This is a genomic window from Streptomyces sp. NPDC002788, assembly GCF_053592115.1.
This window is the reverse complement of the sequence record NZ_JBSFVB010000011.1, coordinates 259213-279856: the sequence shown is the minus strand read 5'-3', so window position 1 is coordinate 279856 and position 20644 is coordinate 259213. Positions and strand designations below refer to the sequence as shown.

Sequence of the window (20644 nt, the reverse complement as noted above, 5' to 3'; positions counted from 1 at the left end):
GAGGTACCCGGCGCTCCTTTCGCATGTTCCACCCCCATGTATCCAGGAAGAAGCAGCCACCGTGTCTGACCCGAACGTGAACGACGCCATCGAGCCTGTCGAGTCCGTCGAGGACGAGCTCGACACCGTCGAGGGCGCGGACAGCGAGGACACCGAGGCCTCCGCCGAGGTCGAGGCTGCCGACGCCGTCGCGGACGACGACGCCGCCGAGGCGGAGACCGAGTCCGGTGAAGAGGCCGCGGAAGAACTCGGGGAAGAGCCCGAGGACGACCGCGACCCGATCGAGAAGCTCCGCGAGGAGCTGCGGGTCCTGCCCGGCGAGTGGTACGTCATCCACACCTACGCCGGCTACGAGAACCGCGTGAAGACCAACCTCGAGCAGCGCGCCGTCTCGCTGAACGTCGAGGACTACATCTTCCAGGCCGAGGTGCCGCAGGAAGAGGTCGTCCAGATCAAGAACGGCGACCGCAAGACGATCAAGCAGAACAAGCTCCCGGGTTACGTCCTGGTCCGCATGGACCTGACGAACGAGTCCTGGGGCGTCGTCCGCAACACCCCCGGCGTCACCGGCTTCGTGGGCAACGCCTACGACCCGTACCCGCTGACCCTGGACGAGATCGTCAAGATGCTCGCCCCCGAGGCCGAGGAGAAGGCCGCCCGCGAGGCCGCCGAGGCCGAGGGCAAGCCGGCTCCGCAGCGCAAGGTCGAGGTCCAGGTGCTGGACTTCGAGGTCGGCGACTCGGTCACCGTCACCGACGGCCCGTTCGCCACCCTGCAGGCGACCATCAACGAGATCAACCCGGACTCCAAGAAGGTCAAGGGCCTCGTCGAGATCTTCGGCCGCGAGACGCCGGTCGAGCTCTCCTTCGACCAGATCCAGAAGAACTAGTTTCTTCCGGACCCCACCGCTTCCGCGCAGGTCAGGCGATCGCTCCGGCGCTTGCCTGACCTGCGCGGTTTTTGGCCGCGCATCCATACCCGTTATCGTTGTGCGGTATGCCTGCATCCGGGTGGTCCCCGAGTGCGGGCAGGACCCGAATCGAAAGGACCCGGAGAGCTATGCCTCCCAAGAAGAAGAAGGTCACGGGGCTCATCAAGCTCCAGATCCAGGCCGGTGCCGCCAACCCGGCCCCGCCGGTCGGCCCCGCGCTGGGTCAGCACGGCGTCAACATCATGGAGTTCTGCAAGGCCTACAACGCCGCGACCGAGTCGCAGCGTGGCTGGGTCATCCCGGTGGAGATCACGGTCTACGAGGACCGCTCCTTCACCTTCATCACCAAGACCCCGCCGGCCGCCAAGATGATCCTGAAGGCCGCGGGCATCGAGAAGGGCTCCGGCGAGCCGCACAAGACCAAGGTCGCGAAGATCACGCGTGACCAGGTCCGCGAGATCGCCACCACGAAGATGCCCGACCTCAACGCCAACGACCTGGACGCCGCCGAGAAGATCATCGCCGGCACCGCCCGTTCCATGGGCGTCACGGTCGAGGGCTGAGCCCCAACCCCATCAGCAGAAGTGGCGGGGCCTGCTCGGCCCGGACCACGACTCCTAAGAATCCACAGGAGCAGTAGTGAGCAAGCGCAGCAAGTCCCTTCGCGCTGCGGACGCCAAGGTCGACCGGGAGAAGCTCTACGCCCCGCTCGAGGCCGTCCGTCTCGCCAAGGAGACCTCCACGACCAAGTTCGACGGCACCGTCGAGGTCGCCTTCCGCCTGGGTGTCGACCCGCGCAAGGCCGACCAGATGGTCCGTGGCACCGTGAACCTCCCGCACGGCACCGGCAAGACCGCCCGGGTCCTGGTCTTCGCGACCGGTGACCGTGCCGAGGCCGCGCGTGCCGCGGGCGCCGACATCGTCGGCGCCGACGAGCTGATCGACGAGGTGTCGAAGGGCCGTCTGGACTTCGACGCCGTCGTCGCCACCCCGGACCTCATGGGCAAGGTCGGCCGCCTCGGCCGCGTGCTCGGTCCGCGTGGTCTGATGCCGAACCCGAAGACCGGCACCGTCACCCCCGACGTGACCAAGGCCGTCACGGAGATCAAGGGCGGCAAGATCGAGTTCCGGGTCGACAAGCACGCGAACCTGCACTTCATCATCGGCAAGACGTCGTTCGACGACACCAAGCTGGTGGAGAACTACGGTGCGGCCCTGGAGGAGATCCTCCGTCTGAAGCCGTCCGCCGCCAAGGGCCGCTACATCAAGAAGGCCGCGGTCAGCACCACCATGGGCCCCGGCATCCCGGTCGACCCGAACCGCACCCGCAACCTCCTCGTCGAGGAGGACCCGGCTGCGGTCTGAGCCTGAGGCTCACCCAACCGGTCACGGGCCCCGCACCTCTTACAGGTGCGGGGCCCGTTCCCTTTTCCGGTACGTACGCCGGTGGCCTGGGTTAACGTGCGGGAACCGGATGCGAACGGGGGGACGTATGCAGGGCATGACCGTGCGCCGTATGGGACTGGTGGTCGCGGTGGCGACCGCGCTGACGGGGGCCGCGGCCTGCACCTCCCCGACTTCCTCCGACGGCCCCGGCGAGGACGCCCCCGTCGCCCGCGCCAGGGCCCTGGCCGCCCTGCGCTCCGCCGAACGCGCCACCGAGCGGGCCGAGTCCGCCCGGGTCGAGTCCACGACCACCATGGGCTCACTGATGTCCATGCGAGCCGACGGCACCCTCGGCTGGGCCGACGGCATCACCGGCACCCTGACCATCACGTACACCGGCGGCACCATCGCCGACACCATGCGCCGGCTCGGCAGCACCTCGATGGAGGCCCGCTACCTGCCCGACGCGTACTACGCGCGCATGGGCGAGAAGTTCGCCGACAAGGCCGACGGCAAACGCTGGATCCGGTACGCGTACGAGGACCTCGAAGCCCTGACCGGCGGCTCCGGCGCCCACCTCGGTGACCGGATGCGCAGCACGACGCCCAACCAGTCGGTGAAGCTGCTGCTGTCCTCCGCGGACCTCACGAAGGTCGGCGAGGAGACCGTCCGCGGCCGGCGCGCCACCCACTGGTCCGGCACCGTGGCAGCGGCCGACGTCACCGACGCCGGCCTGAAGAAGCAGCTCACCGAGGCCGGGGTCAGCACCGAGACCGTCGACGTGTGGATCGACGAGCGGAACCTACTGGTCAAGAAGGTGGAGAAGGCGCGGATGGCCACGGGCCTGATGACCCAGACCGCGCACTACGCCGACTACGGCGTGCGCGTGCGGGCCGAGCGGCCCCCGCTGTCCGACACCGGGGACTTCGAGGACCTGATGCGGAAGCAGCCCGGTACGTCCTGAGTCCCGCACCCAATCGGACAGATCACTTGTGTCCCGCTGGGATAGGCTCACGGCTCTGCTGAGAAGCAACCATGCATTCCTTGGGGGGAATCAATGAGGTCATCCATACCCGCGGCCGGTCTGGGCGCTCTGCTGCTCGCCGCCGGTGCCGTCGGCTGCGGTTCCGAGCAGTCGCCGGAGATGACACCCGCGGCCGCCGTCGCCAAGGCGGCGAAGAACACGGAGGACATCACGTCCCTCCACTACCGCATGAACGGCACCGTGCCGGGGTCGGGCCGGGTCGAGGCCGAGGCCTCGATGCGCCTGAAGCCCTCGATCGCCATGAGCATGAAAATGACGGCGCCCGACCAGGGCGCCACCGAGCCCATGGAGATCCGCCTCGTCGACAAGGCCATGTACATCGGTGGGGGAGCCGAGATGGCCAAGGAGATGGACGGCAAGAGCTGGATGAAGTTCGACCTCTCCGGGTCGAAGGTCGGCAAGGAGCTGGACCAACTGGGCTCCACGAGCCAGGCCGAGCAGAACCCGGCGGCGGAGTCCACCTTCCTCACGGGCGCCAAGGACGTGAAGAAGGTCGGCTCCGAGAAGGTCGACGGCGTCGAGACGACCCACTACGCCGGCACGGTGACGCTCAAGGATCTCCGCGCGTCCCTCAAGGACGAGAAGGCGGCGACCCGCGAGCAGCGCGAGAAGAGCATCAAGCAGTACGAGAAGCTCGGCGTCGACAAGGTCACGATGGACATGTGGGTCGACGGCGACGACCACACCAAGAAGTTCCGCATGAAGGGCGACGCCGCCAAGGGCCCGCTCGACATGACCATCACCTTCCTCGACTACAACAAGCCGGTCGACGTCAAGGCCCCGCCCGCCAAGGACGTCGCCGACCTCGCCGAGATGTTCAAGGAACTCGACGAGAGCTGATCCGGCGTACGGGCGGATTTGCTTGACGGCGATCCGTTCCCGTACTCTCCTACAGAAGCCAAAGACCGCTGGTCGTTGCCGCGCGCTCGGATGAGGGCGCGGTGGCCGAAGGATCCGCTGAACGGCGGACGACCCGCGCAGGTGACACAGGAGAAGCTCCCGGAGTCCGCCGCCCCGAGCGTGCGTGAAACCGGTCGAGCTACGCCCCGTGCCTCTGCGCCGGGGCGTTTCGTTTTCCCCAGTCCTCCTTCGGGTCCGCGCGGTCCGAATCACCCGGAAGGAGGCCGAGGCTCATGGCGAGGCCTGACAAGGTCGATGCCGTCGAGGAGATGCGGGACAAGTTCCGCAACTCCAACGCTGCTGTCGTTACCGCGTACACCGGTCTCACCGTCGCGCAGCTCCAGAAGCTGCGTCGTTCACTCGGTGAGAACGCTCAGTACCGTGTGGCGAAGAACACGCTGACCAAGATTGCGGCCAATGAGGCCGGGATCACGACGCTGGACGACCTCTTCACGGGTTCGTCGGCCGTCGCCTTCGTGACCGGTGACCCGGTCGAGGCGGCGAAGGGTCTCCGTGACTTCGCCAAGGACAACCCCAACCTCGTCATCAAGGGCGGCGTCCTTGACGGCAAGGTGTTGTCCGCCGATGAGATCAAGAAGCTTGCGGACCTCGAGTCCCGCGAGGTTCTGCTCTCCAAGCTGGCCGGTGCCATGAAGGGCAAGCAGTCCCAGGCTGCCTCTGTCTTCCAGGCGCTGCCGTCGAAGCTCGTCCGCACCGTGGACGCGCTCCGTGCCAAGCAGGACGAGCAGGGCGGTGCCGAGTAACTCGGCTCGCATCCCGGCCGCCGCTGCCTGAACGCGGCGACCGTAGCGGGCCAGACGTACGCCCGCCTCACATGTACATCCGGCACCTGCCGAATTAGTGGAAGGACCGCCATCATGGCGAAGCTCAGCCAGGAAGACCTGCTCGCGCAGTTCGAGGAGATGACCCTCATCGAGCTCTCCGAGTTCGTGAAGGCGTTCGAGGAGAAGTTCGACGTCACCGCCGCCGCTGCCGCGCCGGTCGTCGTCGCCGGTGGTGCCGCTGGTGGCGCCGCCGCCGAGGCCGCTGAGGAGCAGGACGAGTTCGACGTCATCCTCACCGGTGCCGGCGACAAGAAGATCCAGGTCATCAAGGTCGTGCGTGAGCTGACCTCCCTGGGTCTGAAGGAGGCCAAGGACCTCGTGGACGGCGCCCCGAAGCCCGTTCTCGAGAAGGTCGCCAAGGACGCCGCCGAGAAGGCCGCCGAGTCCCTCAAGGGCGCCGGCGCCTCCGTCGAGGTCAAGTAAGACCTCCCGGATCCGTCAGGATCCACGACATGTCCTCCTGGACGTGTAACGCGTAAGCGCGGAAGAGCGATCATCCATCCGGGTGGTCGCTCTTCGGCGTTCTCGGGGTCCGGCCACGGTTGCCTTGCAGCCTCTGTGGCGGGGGGTATGGTGATCTTCGTCGTGTCTCTGGGCGGCCCCGGTTCGCGCAGGGGGGCCTTGACGAACCGCACGCAGCGCGCAATTCTCAGGACGCGTCGTCACAAGGATCCGAATCCGAGGCATGGATCGACGGCGAAGAGGGCAGTACTAACGTGCGTTGAGGGCAGGGCCTTGTCGCAGGAGTGGAACAACGAGGGTAAACACGGGTCTGACAACCCGCACTGGACATCAGTGTGCCAAGTGGCTACACTGACCCTTTGCGCTGCCTGTTAGCTGTCCCCTGCCCGTCACCAGGGGTCTACCCTCGCCCGAGCATCGATGACAAGACCTGTCTGACCTGGCCTTACGGCCGGACCTGCGCGGCTTGTCTCTGTGTACGGGAGAGGGGCCGGTACGCGCGTAGTGAGTCCGAGCCCTCGGAAGGACCCCCTCTTGGCCGCCTCGCGCAACGCCTCGACCGCGAATACGAACAACGCCGCCAGCACTGCCCCGCTGCGCATCTCTTTTGCAAAGATCAAGGAGCCTCTTGAGGTTCCGAACCTGCTCGCGCTGCAGACCGAGAGCTTCGACTGGCTGCTCGGCAACACGGCCTGGCAGAGTCGGGTCGAGGAGGCTCTCGAGAACGGTCAGGACGTCCCCACCAAGTCCGGGCTCGAGGAGATCTTCGAGGAGATCTCCCCGATCGAGGACTTCAGCGGGTCGATGTCGCTGACCTTCCGCGACCACCGCTTCGAGCCGCCGAAGAACTCCATCGACGAGTGCAAGGAGCGCGACTTCACGTACGCGGCCCCGCTCTTCGTCACCGCCGAGTTCACCAACAACGAGACCGGCGAGATCAAGTCCCAGACGGTCTTCATGGGCGACTTCCCGCTCATGACGAACAAGGGCACCTTCGTCATCAACGGCACCGAGCGTGTCGTGGTGTCGCAGCTGGTCCGTTCGCCGGGTGTCTACTTCGACTCCAGCATCGACAAGACGTCCGACAAGGACATCTTCTCCGCCAAGGTGATCCCGTCCCGGGGTGCCTGGCTGGAGCTGGAGATCGACAAGCGCGACATGGTCGGTGTCCGCATCGACCGCAAGCGCAAGCAGTCCGTCACCGTCCTGCTCAAGGCGCTCGGCTGGACCACCGAGCAGATCCTCGAGGAGTTCGGCGAGTACGAGTCGATGCGCGCCACCCTGGAGAAGGACCACACCCAGGGCCAGGACGACGCGCTGCTCGACATCTACCGCAAGCTGCGTCCGGGCGAGCCCCCCACGCGTGAGGCCGCGCAGACGCTGCTGGAGAACCTCTACTTCAACCCCAAGCGCTACGACCTGGCCAAGGTCGGCCGCTACAAGGTCAACAAGAAGCTGGGCACGGACACCCCTCTGGACGCCGGGATCCTGACCGTCGAGGACATCATCGCGACGATCAAGTACCTGGTGAAGCTGCACGCCGGCGAGACCGAGACGGTCGGTGACAACGGCACGTCCGTGGTCGTCGAGACCGACGACATCGACCACTTCGGCAACCGCCGCCTGCGCAGCGTCGGCGAGCTCATCCAGAACCAGGTCCGTACGGGTCTGGCGCGTATGGAGCGTGTGGTCCGCGAGCGGATGACGACCCAGGACGTCGAGGCGATCACGCCGCAGACCCTGATCAACATCCGGCCGGTCGTCGCCTCCATCAAGGAGTTCTTCGGCACCAGCCAGCTGTCCCAGTTCATGGACCAGAACAACCCGCTGTCGGGTCTGACGCACAAGCGGCGTCTTTCCGCGCTCGGCCCGGGTGGTCTGTCCCGTGAGCGGGCCGGCTTCGAGGTCCGTGACGTGCACCCCTCGCACTACGGCCGCATGTGCCCGATCGAGACCCCTGAAGGCCCGAACATCGGTCTGATCGGCTCGCTCGCCACCTACGGCCGCGTGAACGCGTTCGGTTTCGTCGAGACCCCGTACCGCAAGGTGTTCGAGGGCCAGGTCACCGACCAGGTCGACTACCTCACGGCCGACGAGGAGGACCGCTTCGTCATCGCGCAGGCCAACGCGCCGCTGACGGACGAGCTCCGCTTCGCCGAGGCCCGCGTGCTGGTCCGCCGTAAGGGCGGCGAGGTCGACTACGTCGGCCCCGAGGACGTGGACTACATGGACGTCTCGCCGCGCCAGATGGTGTCGGTCGCGACCGCCATGATCCCGTTCCTCGAGCACGACGACGCCAACCGTGCCCTCATGGGCGCGAACATGATGCGTCAGGCCGTGCCGCTGATCAAGTCCGAGTCCCCGCTCGTCGGCACCGGCATGGAGTACCGCTCCGCGGTCGACGCCGGCGACGTGGTCAAGGCCGAGAAGCCCGGTGTGGTCCAGGAGGTCTCCGCGGACTACATCACCACCGCCAACGACGACGGCACGTACATCACGTACCGCCTGGCCAAGTTCGCCCGCTCCAACCAGGGCACCTCGGTCAACCAGAAGGTCATCGTCAACGAGGGCGACCGGATCATCGAGGGCCAGGTCCTGGCCGACGGTCCGGCCACCCAGAACGGCGAGATGGCGCTGGGCAAGAACCTGCTCGTGGCGTTCATGCCGTGGGAGGGTCACAACTACGAGGACGCGATCATCCTGTCGCAGCGCCTCGTGCAGGACGACGTCCTCTCCTCGATCCACATCGAGGAGCACGAGGTCGACGCCCGTGACACCAAGCTCGGCCCCGAGGAGATCACCCGGGACATCCCGAACGTCTCCGAGGAGGTCCTCGCCGACCTCGACGAGCGCGGCATCATCCGTATCGGTGCCGAGGTCATCGCCGGTGACATCCTCGTCGGCAAGGTCACGCCCAAGGGTGAGACCGAGCTGACGCCCGAGGAGCGCCTGCTGCGCGCGATCTTCGGTGAGAAGGCCCGTGAGGTCCGTGATACCTCGCTGAAGGTGCCGCACGGCGAGACCGGCAAGGTCATCGGCGTGCGCGTCTTCGACCGCGAGGAGGGTGACGAGCTTCCCCCCGGTGTGAACCAGCTGGTGCGCGTCTACGTCGCGCAGAAGCGAAAGATCACCGACGGTGACAAGCTCGCCGGCCGACACGGCAACAAGGGCGTCATCTCGAAGATCCTGCCGATCGAGGACATGCCGTTCCTGGAGGACGGCACCCCGGTCGACATCATCCTCAACCCGCTCGGTGTGCCGTCCCGAATGAACCCGGGACAGGTCCTGGAGATCCACCTTGGCTGGCTCGCCAGCCGCGGCTGGGACGTCTCCGGCCTCGCGGACGAGTGGGCGGAGCGCCTCCAGGCGATCGGCGCCGACTCCGTCGAGCCGGGCACGAACGTCGCGACCCCGGTCTTCGACGGTGCGCGTGAGGACGAGCTCGCGGGTCTGCTCCAGCACACCATCCCGAACCGCGACGGCGAGCGCATGGTCCTCCCGTCCGGCAAGGCGAGGCTGTTCGACGGCCGTTCCGGCGAGCCGTTCCCGGAGCCGATCTCGGTCGGCTACATGTACATCCTGAAGCTCCACCACCTGGTCGACGACAAGCTGCACGCCCGCTCGACCGGTCCGTACTCGATGATCACCCAGCAGCCGCTGGGTGGTAAGGCCCAGTTCGGTGGCCAGCGCTTCGGTGAGATGGAGGTGTGGGCGCTGGAGGCTTACGGCGCCGCGTACGCCCTCCAGGAGCTGCTGACCATCAAGTCCGACGACGTCACCGGCCGCGTGAAGGTCTACGAGGCCATCGTCAAGGGCGAGAACATCCCCGAGCCCGGCATCCCCGAGTCCTTCAAGGTGCTCATCAAGGAGATGCAGTCCCTGTGCCTCAACGTGGAGGTGCTGTCCTCGGACGGCATGTCCATCGAGATGCGCGACACCGACGAGGACGTCTTCCGCGCTGCGGAGGAGCTTGGCATCGACCTGTCCCGGCGCGAGCCGAGCAGCGTCGAAGAGGTCTGACGGGAGTTCGGCGGCCTTCGTCATGAAGGCCGCCGGCCCCAGGACCCCCGTATCAGACCCCATGACTTACAACCCTGAGAGGGATTGACGCATAGTGCTCGACGTCAACTTCTTCGACGAGCTCCGGATCGGTCTGGCTACCGCTGACGACATCCGTCAGTGGAGCCACGGCGAGGTCAAGAAGCCCGAGACGATCAACTACCGCACGCTCAAGCCCGAGAAGGACGGACTCTTCTGCGAGAAGATCTTCGGTCCGACCCGGGACTGGGAGTGCTACTGCGGCAAGTACAAGCGCGTTCGCTTCAAGGGCATCATCTGCGAGCGCTGCGGTGTCGAGGTGACTCGCGCCAAGGTGCGTCGTGAGCGGATGGGCCACATCGAACTGGCCGCGCCCGTCACGCACATCTGGTACTTCAAGGGTGTCCCGTCGCGCCTCGGCTACCTGCTGGACCTGGCGCCCAAGGACCTCGAGAAGGTCATCTACTTCGCGGCGTACATGATCACGTACGTCGACGAGGAGCGCCGTACGCGCGATCTGCCCTCGCTGGAGGCCCACGTCTCCGTCGAGCGCCAGCAGATCGAGCAGCGCCGTGACGCCGACCTGGAGGCCCGCGCCAAGAAGCTCGAGACCGACCTGGCCGAGCTGGAGGCCGAGGGCGCCAAGGCCGACGTGCGCCGCAAGGTGCGCGAGGGTGCCGAGCGCGAGATGAAGCAGCTGCGCGACCGTGCGCAGCGCGAGATCGACCGTCTCGACGAGGTGTGGAACCGGTTCAAGAACCTCAAGGTCCAGGACCTCGAGGGCGACGAGCTGCTCTACCGCGAGCTGCGCGACCGCTTCGGTACGTACTTCGACGGCTCGATGGGTGCCGCGGCGCTGCAGAAGCGCCTGGAGTCCTTCGACCTCGACGAGGAGGCCGAGCGCCTCCGCGAGATCATCCGTACCGGCAAGGGCCAGAAGAAGACCCGTGCGCTGAAGCGGCTGAAGGTCGTGTCTGCCTTCCTGCAGACCTCCAACAGCCCCAAGGGCATGGTCCTCGACTGCGTGCCGGTCATCCCGCCGGACCTGCGTCCGATGGTGCAGCTGGACGGTGGCCGCTTCGCGACCTCCGACCTGAACGACCTGTACCGCCGTGTGATCAACCGCAACAACCGTCTGAAGAGGCTCCTCGACCTCGGCGCGCCCGAGATCATCGTCAACAACGAGAAGCGCATGCTTCAGGAGGCTGTTGACGCCCTCTTCGACAACGGTCGTCGCGGCCGCCCGGTCACGGGCCCCGGCAACCGCCCGCTGAAGTCCCTCAGCGACATGCTGAAGGGCAAGCAGGGTCGCTTCCGTCAGAACCTGCTCGGTAAGCGAGTCGACTACTCGGCCCGTTCCGTGATCGTCGTCGGTCCGCAGCTGAAGCTGCACCAGTGCGGTCTGCCCAAGGCCATGGCGCTGGAGCTCTTCAAGCCGTTCGTGATGAAGCGCCTGGTCGACCTGAACCACGCGCAGAACATCAAGAGCGCCAAGCGCATGGTCGAGCGCGGCCGCACGGTCGTGTACGACGTGCTGGAAGAGGTCATCGCGGAGCACCCGGTTCTGCTGAACCGTGCGCCCACGCTGCACCGCCTCGGCATCCAGGCCTTCGAGCCGCAGCTGGTCGAGGGCAAGGCCATCCAGATCCACCCGCTCGTGTGTACCGCGTTCAACGCGGACTTCGACGGTGACCAGATGGCCGTGCACCTGCCGCTGTCCGCGGAGGCGCAGGCCGAGGCCCGCATCCTGATGCTGTCCTCGAACAACATCCTCAAGCCCGCCGACGGCCGTCCGGTGACGATGCCGACCCAGGACATGGTCCTCGGTCTGTTCTTCCTCACCACCGACGGCGAGATGCGCGAGCTGAAGGGCGAGGGCCGTTCCTTCGCCTCGGTCGCCGAGGCGATCATGGCCTTCGACGCGGGCGAGCTGTCGCTCCAGTCGAGGATCGACGTCCGCTTCCCGGTCGGCACCATCCCGCCGCGTGGCTGGATGCCGCCGGCGCGTGAGGAGGGTGAGCCCGAGTGGCAGCAGGGTGACAGCTTCCGGCTGAACACCACGCTGGGCCGTGCGCTCTTCAACGAGCTGCTGCCCGAGGACTACCCGTTCGTCGACTACGAGGTCGGCAAGAAGCAGCTCTCCGAGATCGTCAACGACCTCGCCGAGCGCTACCCGAAGGTCATCGTGGCGGCGACGCTCGACAACCTGAAGGCGGCCGGCTTCTACTGGGCGACCCGTTCCGGCGTCACCGTGGCCATCTCCGACGTCGTCGTTCCCGAGGCGAAGAAGGAGATCGTCAAGGGCTACGAGGCGCAGGACGAGAAGGTCCAGAAGCAGTACGAGCGCGGTCTGATCACCAAGGACGAGCGCACGCAGGAGCTCATCGCGATCTGGACCAAGGCGACCAACGAGGTCGCCGAGGCGATGAACGACAACTTCCCGAAGACCAACCCGATCTTCATGATGGTGAACTCGGGTGCACGAGGCAACATGATGCAGATGCGTCAGATCGCCGGTATGCGTGGTCTGGTGTCGAACGCGAAGAACGAGACGATCCCGCGTCCCATCAAGGCGTCCTTCCGTGAGGGCCTGTCCGTGCTGGAGTACTTCATCTCCACGCACGGTGCCCGTAAGGGTCTGGCGGACACCGCTCTGCGTACCGCCGACTCGGGTTACCTCACCCGTCGTCTGGTCGACGTCTCCCAGGACGTCATCATCCGCGAGGAGGACTGCGGCACCGAGCGCGGTCTGAAGCTGCGGATCGCCACGCGCGACGCCGACGGCACGCTGCGCAAGGCGGAGGACGTCGAGACCAGCGTCTACGCCCGCATGCTCGCCCAGGACGTCGTCATCGACGGCAAGGTGATCGCGCCGGCCAACGTGGACCTGGGCGACGTGCTCATCGACCAGCTCGTCCACCACGGTGTCGAGGAGGTCAAGACCCGCTCGATCCTGACCTGCGAGTCGCACGTCGGCACCTGCGCGATGTGCTACGGCCGCTCCCTGGCCACCGGCAAGCTGGTCGACATCGGTGAGGCGGTCGGCATCATCGCCGCCCAGTCCATCGGTGAGCCCGGCACCCAGCTGACGATGCGTACCTTCCACACCGGTGGTGTGGCCGGTGACGACATCACCCAGGGTCTGCCGCGTGTCGTCGAGCTCTTCGAGGCCCGTACCCCGAAGGGTGTCGCCCCGATCTCCGAGGCCTCCGGCCGCGTCCGGATCGAGGAGACCGAGAAGACCAAGAAGATCGTCGTCACCCCGGACGACGGCAGCGACGAGATGGCCTACCCGATCTCGAAGCGTGCCCGTCTGATGGTCAGCGAGGGCGAGCACGTCGAGGTGGGCCAGAAGCTCACCGTGGGTGCCACCAACCCGCACGACGTGCTGCGCATCCTGGGCCAGCGTGCCGTCCAGGTCCACCTGGTCGGCGAGGTCCAGAAGGTGTACAACTCGCAGGGTGTGTCGATCCACGACAAGCACATCGAGATCATCATCCGGCAGATGCTGCGCCGCGTGACGATCATCGAGTCCGGCGACGCCGAGCTGCTGCCGGGCGAGCTGGTCGAGCGCTCGAAGTTCGAGCAGGAGAACCGTCGTGTGGTCCAGGAGGGCGGTCACCCGGCCTCCGGTCGTCCGCAGCTCATGGGTATCACCAAGGCCTCGCTGGCCACGGAGTCCTGGCTGTCGGCGGCGTCCTTCCAGGAGACGACCAGGGTCCTCACGGACGCGGCGATCAACGCCAAGTCCGACTCCCTGATCGGCCTCAAGGAGAACGTCATCATCGGTAAGCTCATCCCGGCCGGTACGGGTCTGTCCCGCTACCGCAACATCCGGGTCGAGCCGACCGAGGAAGCCAAGGCCGCGATGTACTCGGCCGTCGGCTACGACGACATCGACTACTCGCCGTTCGGCACGGGCTCCGGCCAGGCCGTGCCGCTGGAGGACTACGACTACGGTCCGTACAACCAGTAAGCGAGTCGCTTGAGCCGAGGGCGGTCATCCTTTGGGGTGGCCGCCCTTTGGCGTGTCACGGGGCGGTGTGCAGGGACATGGGGCCGCCTCTCGACCGCGGCGGGTCCGGGTCCGCGGACGCCGTGGGCGGGCCACCTGGCCGATGCCTGACGCCCCGCCGGGTACGCACCGGTGCCGGAACCCGCGCTTCGGCGCATCATGGAAGGACTCCGGCTCCCGGGGAGGTGCTCCGTGTCGCAGCCGCCCTATCCGTCCTGGCAGCCCTGGCAGGGCTCCAGTGCGCCGTCCATGCTCGCCTCGCATGCCGATCGGGAGCGGGCCGTGGACGTGCTCAGAGCGGGGTACGGCGAGGGGCGGATGGAGCACGACGAGTTCGAGAAGCGGGTGGCGCGGGCGTACGCGGCGCGGACCGTGGGGGAGCTGGCGCTGCTCGTCTCCGATCTGCCTCAGGGGCCGCTTGTGGAGCCGGCCGGTGTGGTGCCCGTGCCGCGGACGTTCGTGCCCGTGGCGCGGCCGCGGACGAACGGGAAGGCGGTCGCGGCCGGTGTGTGCGGGCTGCTGTGCCTGCCGTCGATGGGGCTGACCGGGATTCCGGCCGTGGTGCTGGGGCATGTGGCACGGGCCGAGATCCGCAGCCGCGGGGAGCTGGGGGACGGGCTCGCGCTGACCGGGCTCGTGCTCGGGTGGTTGTCCACGGCCGGCTGGGCACTCGTCCTGGTGTTGCTGATGGTGGTGTCCGCCGTGGCGTCCTGAATGACCGCAGACCGGACACCCGCCGTCGAATTGAAGATCGACAACGGCCGGGGGTCTTGACATGTCCCGCATGCCGATGCGGGCGGTACCCATTTGTTTTGACCGCAGCGAATGCGATAGGTACGCTCAGACCTTGTGCCTGGGGTGTGCCCTGGCTCTCGTGCGTGCCATCAACCGCACAGCGAGCTGACACCGGCCACCGTAATCTGCGCTTATTTCTGCCTGGGCGGCGGGAGTCCGCGTGATTCGACACACCCGACCGCGTGGGTCGGCGACGTTCCAGGTTAGCTTCACCATTCGGCACACAGAAACCGGAGAAGTAGTGCCTACGATCCAGCAGCTGGTCCGCAAGGGCCGGCAGGACAAGGTCGAGAAGAACAAGACGCCCGCACTCGAGGGTTCCCCTCAGCGCCGGGGCGTCTGCACGCGTGTGTTCACGACCACCCCGAAGAAGCCGAACTCGGCCCTGCGTAAGGTCGCGCGTGTGCGTCTGACCAGCGGGATCGAGGTCACCGCTTACATTCCGGGTGAGGGACACAACCTGCAGGAGCACTCCATCGTGCTCGTGCGTGGTGGCCGTGTGAAGGACCTGCCGGGTGTTCGCTACAAGATCATCCGCGGTTCGCTTGACACCCAGGGTGTGAAGAACCGCAAGCAGGCCCGCAGCCGCTACGGCGCCAAGAAGGAGAAGTAAGAATGCCTCGTAAGGGCCCCGCCCCGAAGCGCCCGGTCATCATCGACCCGGTCTACGGTTCTCCTCTGGTGACCTCCCTGATCAACAAGGTGCTGCTGAACGGCAAGCGCTCCACCGCCGAGCGCATCGTCTACGGCGCCATGGAGGGCCTGCGCGAGAAGACCGGCAACGACCCGGTCATCACGCTGAAGCGCGCTCTCGAGAACATCAAGCCGACCCTCGAGGTCAAGTCCCGCCGTGTCGGTGGTGCCACCTACCAGGTCCCGGTCGAGGTCAAGCCCGGCCGTGCCAACACCCTGGCGCTGCGCTGGCTCGTCGGTTACTCCCGCGCCCGTCGCGAGAAGACCATGACCGAGCGTCTGCTCAACGAGCTCCTCGACGCCAGCAACGGCCTGGGTGCCGCTGTGAAGAAGCGCGAGGACACGCACAAGATGGCCGAGTCCAACAAGGCCTTCGCGCACTACCGCTGGTAGTCGCAGACCCCATCGAGACCGAGAGAAGACTGAAGCCTTATGGCTACCACTTCGCTTGACCTGGCCAGGGTCCGCAACATCGGGATCATGGCCCACATCGACGCGGGCAAGACGACCACCACCGAGCGGATCCTGTTCTACACCGGCGTTTCGTACAAGATCGGTGAGGTCCACGACGGCGCTGCCACCATGGACTGGATGGAGCAGGAGCAGGAGCGTGGCATCACGATCACGTCTGCTGCGACCACCTGTCACTGGCCGCTCGAGGACAACGACTACACCATCAACATCATCGACACCCCGGGGCACGTCGACTTCACCGTCGAGGTGGAGCGCTCCCTGCGTGTGCTCGACGGTGCCGTGACGGTGTTCGACGGTGTCGCCGGTGTCGAGCCGCAGTCCGAGACGGTGTGGCGTCAGGCCGACCGTTACGGCGTGCCGCGTATCTGCTTCGTCAACAAGCTGGACCGTACCGGCGCCGAGTTCCACCGCTGCGTGGACATGATCTCGGACCGTCTGGGCGCGCAGCCGCTCGTCATGCAGCTGCCGATCGGTGCCGAGGCGGACTTCAAGGGCGTCATCGACCTCGTGACGATGAAGGCCCTGGTCTGGTCGGCCGAGGCGACCAAGGGCGAGATGTACGACACCGTCGACATCCCGGACACCCACGCCGAGGCTGCCGAGGAGTACCGCGGCAAGCTGCTCGAGGCCGTCGCCGAGAACGACGAAGAGCTGATGGAGCTGTACCTGGAGGGCACCGAGCCCACCGTGGAGCAGCTCTACGCCGCGATCCGTCGCATCACCATCGCGTCCGGCAAGGGCGGCGGCACCACCGTCACCCCCGTGTTCTGCGGCACCGCGTTCAAGAACAAGGGCGTTCAGCCCCTGCTCGACGCGGTCGTGCGCTACCTGCCCACCCCGCTCGACGTCGAGGCCATCGAGGGCCACGACGTCAAGGACCATGAGCAGGTCATCGCGCGCAAGCCGTCGGACGACGAGCCTCTCGCCGCGCTCGCGTTCAAGATCATGAGCGACCCGCACCTCGGCAAGCTCACCTTCGTCCGGGTCTACTCGGGCCGCCTGCACTCCGGCACCGCGGTGCTGAACTCGGTGAAGGGCAAGAAGGAGCGCATCGGCAAGATCTACCGCATGCACGCGAACAAGCGTGAGGAGATCGAGTCGGTGGGCGCCGGCGACATCGTCGCCGTCATGGGCCTGAAGCAGACCACCACCGGTGAGACGCTGTCGGACGACAAGAACCCGGTCATCCTGGAGTCCATGGACTTCCCGGCGCCGGTCATCCAGGTCGCCATCGAGCCCAAGTCGAAGGGCGACCAGGAGAAGCTCGGCGTCGCGATCCAGCGCCTCGCCGAGGAGGACCCGTCCTTCCAGGTCCACTCCGACGAGGAGACCGGCCAGACCATCATCGGCGGTATGGGCGAGCTGCACCTCGAGGTGCTGGTCGACCGTATGCGCCGTGAGTTCAAGGTCGAGGCCAACGTCGGCAAGCCGCAGGTCGCCTACCGCGAGACGATCCGCAAGGCCGTCGAGAAGGTCGAGTTCACCCACAAGAAGCAGACGGGTGGTACCGGCCAGTTCGCTCGCGTCATCATCGCGATCGAGCCGATCGAGGGCGGCGACGCCAGTTACGAGTTCATCAACAAGGTGACCGGTGGCCGTGTGCCGAAGGAGTACATTCCTTCGGTGGACGCCGGTGCGCAGGAGGCCATGCAGTTCGGCATCCTCGCCGGGTACGAGATGACCGGTGTCCGCGTGACGCTGCTCGACGGTGCCTACCACGAGGTCGACTCCTCCGAACTCGCGTTCAAGATCGCCGGTTCGCAGGCCTTCAAGGAGGCCGCGCGCAAGGCCAGCCCCGTACTGCTCGAGCCGATGATGGCCGTCGAGGTCACCACGCCCGAGGACTACATGGGTGAGGTCATCGGTGACATCAACTCCCGCCGTGGTCAGATCCAGGCCATGGAGGAGCGGGCCGGTGCCCGCGTCGTGAAGGGCCTCGTGCCCCTTTCGGAGATGTTCGGTTACGTCGGCGACCTGCGCAGCAAGACGTCCGGCCGCGCCAGCTACTCCATGCAGTTCGACTCCTACGCCGAGGTTCCCCGGAACGTCGCCGAGGAGATCATCGCGAAGGCCAAGGGCGAGTAACGCACCGCGTCTACACGCCGTAGGCTTGACTCCGGAGCCTTGAGGGGCATTCCGCCGCAATCGTGGTGAGAATGCCCCGGGGCCCGGGCTTTCCAGCAAAGATCACCTGGCGCCGATGAGTAAGGCGTACCAGAACCACTCCACAGGAGGACCCCAGTGGCGAAGGCGAAGTTCGAGCGGACTAAGCCGCACGTCAACATCGGCACCATCGGTCACATCGACCACGGTAAGACGACCCTCACGGCCGCCATTACCAAGGTGCTGCACGACGCGTACCCGGACCTGAACGAGGCCTCGGCCTTCGACCAGATCGACAAGGCTCCTGAGGAGCGCCAGCGCGGTATCACCATCTCCATCGCGCACGTCGAGTACCAGACCGAGACGCGTCACTACGCCCACGTCGACTGCCCCGGTCACGCGGACTACATCAAGAACATGATCACGGGTGCGGCGCAGATGGACGGCGCCATCCTCGTGGTCGCCGCCACCGACGGCCCGATGCCGCAGACCAAGGAGCACGTGCTCCTGGCCCGCCAGGTCGGCGTTCCGTACATCGTCGTCGCCCTGAACAAGGCCGACATGGTGGACGACGAGGAGATCCTGGAGCTCGTCGAGCTCGAGGTTCGTGAGCTCCTCTCCGAGTACGAGTTCCCGGGCGACGACCTTCCGGTCGTCAAGGTCTCGGCGCTCAAGGCTCTTGAGGGCGACAAGGAGTGGGGCAACTCCGTCCTCGAGCTCATGAAGGCCGTGGACGAGAACATCCCGCAGCCCGAGCGTGACGTCGACAAGCCGTTCCTCATGCCGATCGAGGACGTCTTCACGATCACCGGTCGCGGTACGGTCGTCACCGGCCGTATCGAGCGTGGTGTCCTCAAGGTCAACGAGACCGTCGACATCGTGGGCATCAAGCAGGAGAAGACCACCACCACGGTCACCGGCATCGAGATGTTCCGGAAGCTCCTCGACGAGGGCCAGGCCGGTGAGAACGTCGGTCTGCTCCTCCGTGGCATCAAGCGCGAGGACGTCGAGCGCGGCCAGGTCATCATCAAGCCGGGCTCGGTCACCCCGCACACCGAGTTCGAGGCGCAGGCCTACATCCTGTCCAAGGACGAGGGTGGCCGCCACACGCCGTTCTTCAACAACTACCGCCCGCAGTTCTACTTCCGTACGACGGACGTGACCGGCGTGGTGACCCTCCCCGAGGGCACCGAGATGGTCATGCCGGGTGACAACACCGAGATGAAGGTGGAGCTCATCCAGCCCGTCGCCATGGAGGAGGGCCTGAAGTTCGCCATCCGTGAGGGTGGCCGGACCGTGGGCGCCGGCCAGGTCACCAAGATCAACAAGTGAGTCTTCGGACTGGCTTGAGGGTCTACTGACCTGAGTGGCTCGGAGGGGCCCGTACGACTTCGGTCGTGCGGGCCCCTTTGCTGTTCCTGCCCTGCTCCACGACAGCTGGGGGTGCCGTCCGGGACGGTTTGGCGTGTGCAGGTTCCGGCACCACGAGCGTGAGACGCGTTTCGCCCAGCTGGTCAGAAGCCCAGGTATGTGATCTGGACGACGTAGACGACCAGTTCGTCCGCCTTGCTTTCCACCTCGGCGAGGAAGCTGGTGGGAGCGGTTCGGGCCGCTTCCTCCGCGCCGAAGGCGTACTCCCATTTCCAGCTCACCCGCGGACTGGCTTCATGGCTTCGTCCAGGACAGCGCTCAGCTCACGCAGGGCCGCTTGGGCGATGGTGGGGTCATCGTGCTCCAGGTCGCCTTTCGCCCGGGTGTAGCGGGTGGACAGATCGGGGCGCCGGGCGATTTCGATGTCCCTGGCCCAGGTCAGCACCCAGCTCTGCACCGGGCTCAGCGAGTGCCACTCGACCGCCTTGGCGAAGGCTTCGTCCTTGGTGCCCTGCATCTCTTCCAGGCGGGCCGGATCGACGGCGGCGAGGGCCGCGCGCAGGGCGTCAGGAGTCTGCTGAGGGCGGGGGATCAGCTCATGTCCGTGGTCGGCCTGAGTGCTCATCGTGTCCACCTCCAGGGAGTGCCTCGGCCAGGCTAGCCCGCCCGTGTTGCCGGTGAGCGCGGCGACGTGTGCGGCAGCTGCTCTTCTCATGCTGCCTCCAGCAACTCGGCCCGGTCGTGTCGGCAGTCGTGGCAGCGGCCGGGGGCCGGTGCGCGGAAGGCGCGGTCGCAGCCGTCGCAGGTCTGGAACGGGTGACGGACGGCCGGCGGTGGCGCGGGCGCCCGGAACGGGGGCGGTGGTGGCAGTTGGGCCGTGAGGCGGTGGGCCAGGAGGGCCGCCGGGCGGCGCAGTTGCTCGGGTGGGAGGTCGGTGGTCAGGGCGTGGCGCACGGCGGCGGGGGAGACGTCCCGCTCCAGCCAGGCGGCGACGCCGGAGGCCAGGTGGGCGGTGTCGTGGGCGGAGAAGAGCAGGCGGGGGTCGTGGCGGCGGAGGTCCGCGAGGAGGTCCGTCGCCTGCTGGAGGAGGGCGGGGGAGGGGCAGGCGGGGGCAGGGACGGCGGGGAGGGGCTTCGCGGGGGTCCGCTTCCGAGGGGTGTGCGTTCGCCGTACCGGGGCGGGGGTGTCGTCTTCTTGGCGGCCGGGCTGGTGCAGGAGATCGTGCGGGTGATGATCCGGCCGTCGGGGACCCGTTCGCGGGTGCGTCGTAGGTAGCCGTGGGATTCCAGCTCGCGCAGAGCCGCGGCGATACGCGTCGTGCCCTCCGGGAAGCGGGTGGCGAGGGACTTGATGTCGACTCGGGCGCCCGCCGGGAGCGACTGGATGTGCACGCCCAGCCCGATCGCGAGCAGCGACAGCTCGGCGTGCTGGGCGAGGTGGTTACCGATCACCGTGAAACGGGTGGTGTGACGGGTGTTGTCGTGCACCAGGCCGGCGTGGGGGTGACGTCGGTTCGGGTACTTCTTCCCGGCAACCCGGGTGTGGGCGTGCGAGGGCACGCTAGGGTTCTGCGTATCCATCGGGAA

The 20644-nt window shown here is 66.8% G+C and carries 16 protein-coding genes and 1 pseudogene; 14 read left to right on the top strand and 3 right to left on the bottom strand.

From position 1 onward, the window contains the following. Positions 1 to 61 precede the first annotated feature (61 nt). The 14 genes from nusG (at position 62) to tuf (ending at position 19019) form a co-directional block, all read left to right on the top strand. On the top strand, positions 62 to 889 hold the full coding sequence (gene nusG / locus ACWD1U_RS22190; RefSeq protein ID WP_451109806.1) for a transcription termination/antitermination protein NusG: 828 nt from the start codon (positions 62 to 64) through the stop codon (positions 887 to 889). A gap of 170 nt (positions 890 to 1059) precedes the next feature. Then, positions 1060 to 1494 carry a 50S ribosomal protein L11 gene (gene rplK, locus ACWD1U_RS22185; RefSeq protein ID WP_003992325.1) on the top strand — a complete coding sequence of 145 codons (435 nt, stop codon included), beginning with the start codon at positions 1060 to 1062 and terminating at the stop codon, positions 1492 to 1494. 76 nt (positions 1495 to 1570) lie between these two features. Then, entirely contained in the window at positions 1571 to 2296 is a 726-nt protein-coding gene (gene rplA / locus ACWD1U_RS22180) for a 50S ribosomal protein L1 (protein ID WP_451109804.1), read from the top strand. A gap of 127 nt (positions 2297 to 2423) precedes the next feature. Continuing rightward, positions 2424 to 3281: a hypothetical protein gene (locus tag ACWD1U_RS22175; protein WP_451109802.1), complete on the top strand. Its 858-nt coding sequence runs from the start codon at positions 2424 to 2426 to the stop codon at positions 3279 to 3281. 93 nt (positions 3282 to 3374) lie between these two features. Further along, entirely contained in the window at positions 3375 to 4202 is an 828-nt protein-coding gene (locus ACWD1U_RS22170) for a DUF1396 domain-containing protein (protein WP_451109801.1), read from the top strand. Between the two features lie 293 nt (positions 4203 to 4495). Then, positions 4496 to 5026, top strand: a complete 531-nt coding sequence (gene rplJ / locus ACWD1U_RS22165; RefSeq protein ID WP_384150903.1) for a 50S ribosomal protein L10 — start codon at positions 4496 to 4498, stop codon at positions 5024 to 5026. Between the two features lie 114 nt (positions 5027 to 5140). Next, positions 5141 to 5530: a 50S ribosomal protein L7/L12 gene (gene rplL, locus ACWD1U_RS22160; RefSeq protein WP_033308983.1), complete on the top strand. Its 390-nt coding sequence runs from the start codon at positions 5141 to 5143 to the stop codon at positions 5528 to 5530. Positions 5531 to 6103: 573 nt separating this feature from the next. Beyond that, a complete protein-coding gene (gene rpoB, locus ACWD1U_RS22155) occupies positions 6104 to 9589 on the top strand; it encodes a DNA-directed RNA polymerase subunit beta (RefSeq protein ID WP_451109798.1) in 3486 nt (1161 codons plus the stop codon). 94 nt (positions 9590 to 9683) lie between these two features. Next, positions 9684 to 13583 (top strand): DNA-directed RNA polymerase subunit beta', encoded by a 3900-nt coding sequence (locus ACWD1U_RS22150; protein ID WP_451109796.1) that lies wholly within the window; start codon positions 9684 to 9686, stop codon positions 13581 to 13583. A gap of 231 nt (positions 13584 to 13814) precedes the next feature. Next, entirely contained in the window at positions 13815 to 14336 is a 522-nt protein-coding gene (locus ACWD1U_RS22145) for a DUF1707 and DUF4190 domain-containing protein (protein WP_451109794.1), read from the top strand. A gap of 322 nt (positions 14337 to 14658) precedes the next feature. Then, complete coding sequence (rpsL, locus tag ACWD1U_RS22140; protein WP_003948652.1) at positions 14659 to 15030, top strand: 30S ribosomal protein S12; 372 nt, start codon at positions 14659 to 14661, stop codon at positions 15028 to 15030. A gap of 2 nt (positions 15031 to 15032) precedes the next feature. Beyond that, positions 15033 to 15503, top strand: coding sequence for a 30S ribosomal protein S7 (rpsG, locus tag ACWD1U_RS22135; protein ID WP_003998848.1), 471 nt, complete (start codon positions 15033 to 15035; stop codon positions 15501 to 15503). Between the two features lie 39 nt (positions 15504 to 15542). Next, positions 15543 to 17669: an elongation factor G gene (gene fusA / locus ACWD1U_RS22130; protein WP_451109791.1), complete on the top strand. Its 2127-nt coding sequence runs from the start codon at positions 15543 to 15545 to the stop codon at positions 17667 to 17669. Between the two features lie 156 nt (positions 17670 to 17825). Then, entirely contained in the window at positions 17826 to 19019 is a 1194-nt protein-coding gene (gene tuf, locus ACWD1U_RS22125; protein ID WP_030839706.1) for an elongation factor Tu, read from the top strand. 182 nt (positions 19020 to 19201) lie between these two features. Here the strand turns inward: tuf and ACWD1U_RS22120 are convergent, their stop codons facing one another. From ACWD1U_RS22120 to ACWD1U_RS22110, 3 genes and pseudogenes are all read right to left on the bottom strand, one after another. Beyond that, positions 19202 to 19339, bottom strand: a complete 138-nt coding sequence (locus ACWD1U_RS22120) for a hypothetical protein (RefSeq protein WP_451109789.1) — start codon at positions 19337 to 19339, stop codon at positions 19202 to 19204. Next, on the bottom strand, positions 19336 to 19773 hold the full coding sequence (locus tag ACWD1U_RS22115; RefSeq protein WP_451109788.1) for a hypothetical protein: 438 nt from the start codon (positions 19771 to 19773) through the stop codon (positions 19336 to 19338). Before ACWD1U_RS22115 ends, ACWD1U_RS22120 begins: the two co-directional genes overlap by 4 nt. Further along, positions 19770 to 20638, bottom strand: a pseudogene (locus ACWD1U_RS22110) (helix-turn-helix domain-containing protein). The gene ACWD1U_RS22115 and the pseudogene ACWD1U_RS22110 overlap by 4 nt, the downstream one beginning before the upstream one ends. Positions 20639 to 20644: the final 6 nt, after the last annotated feature.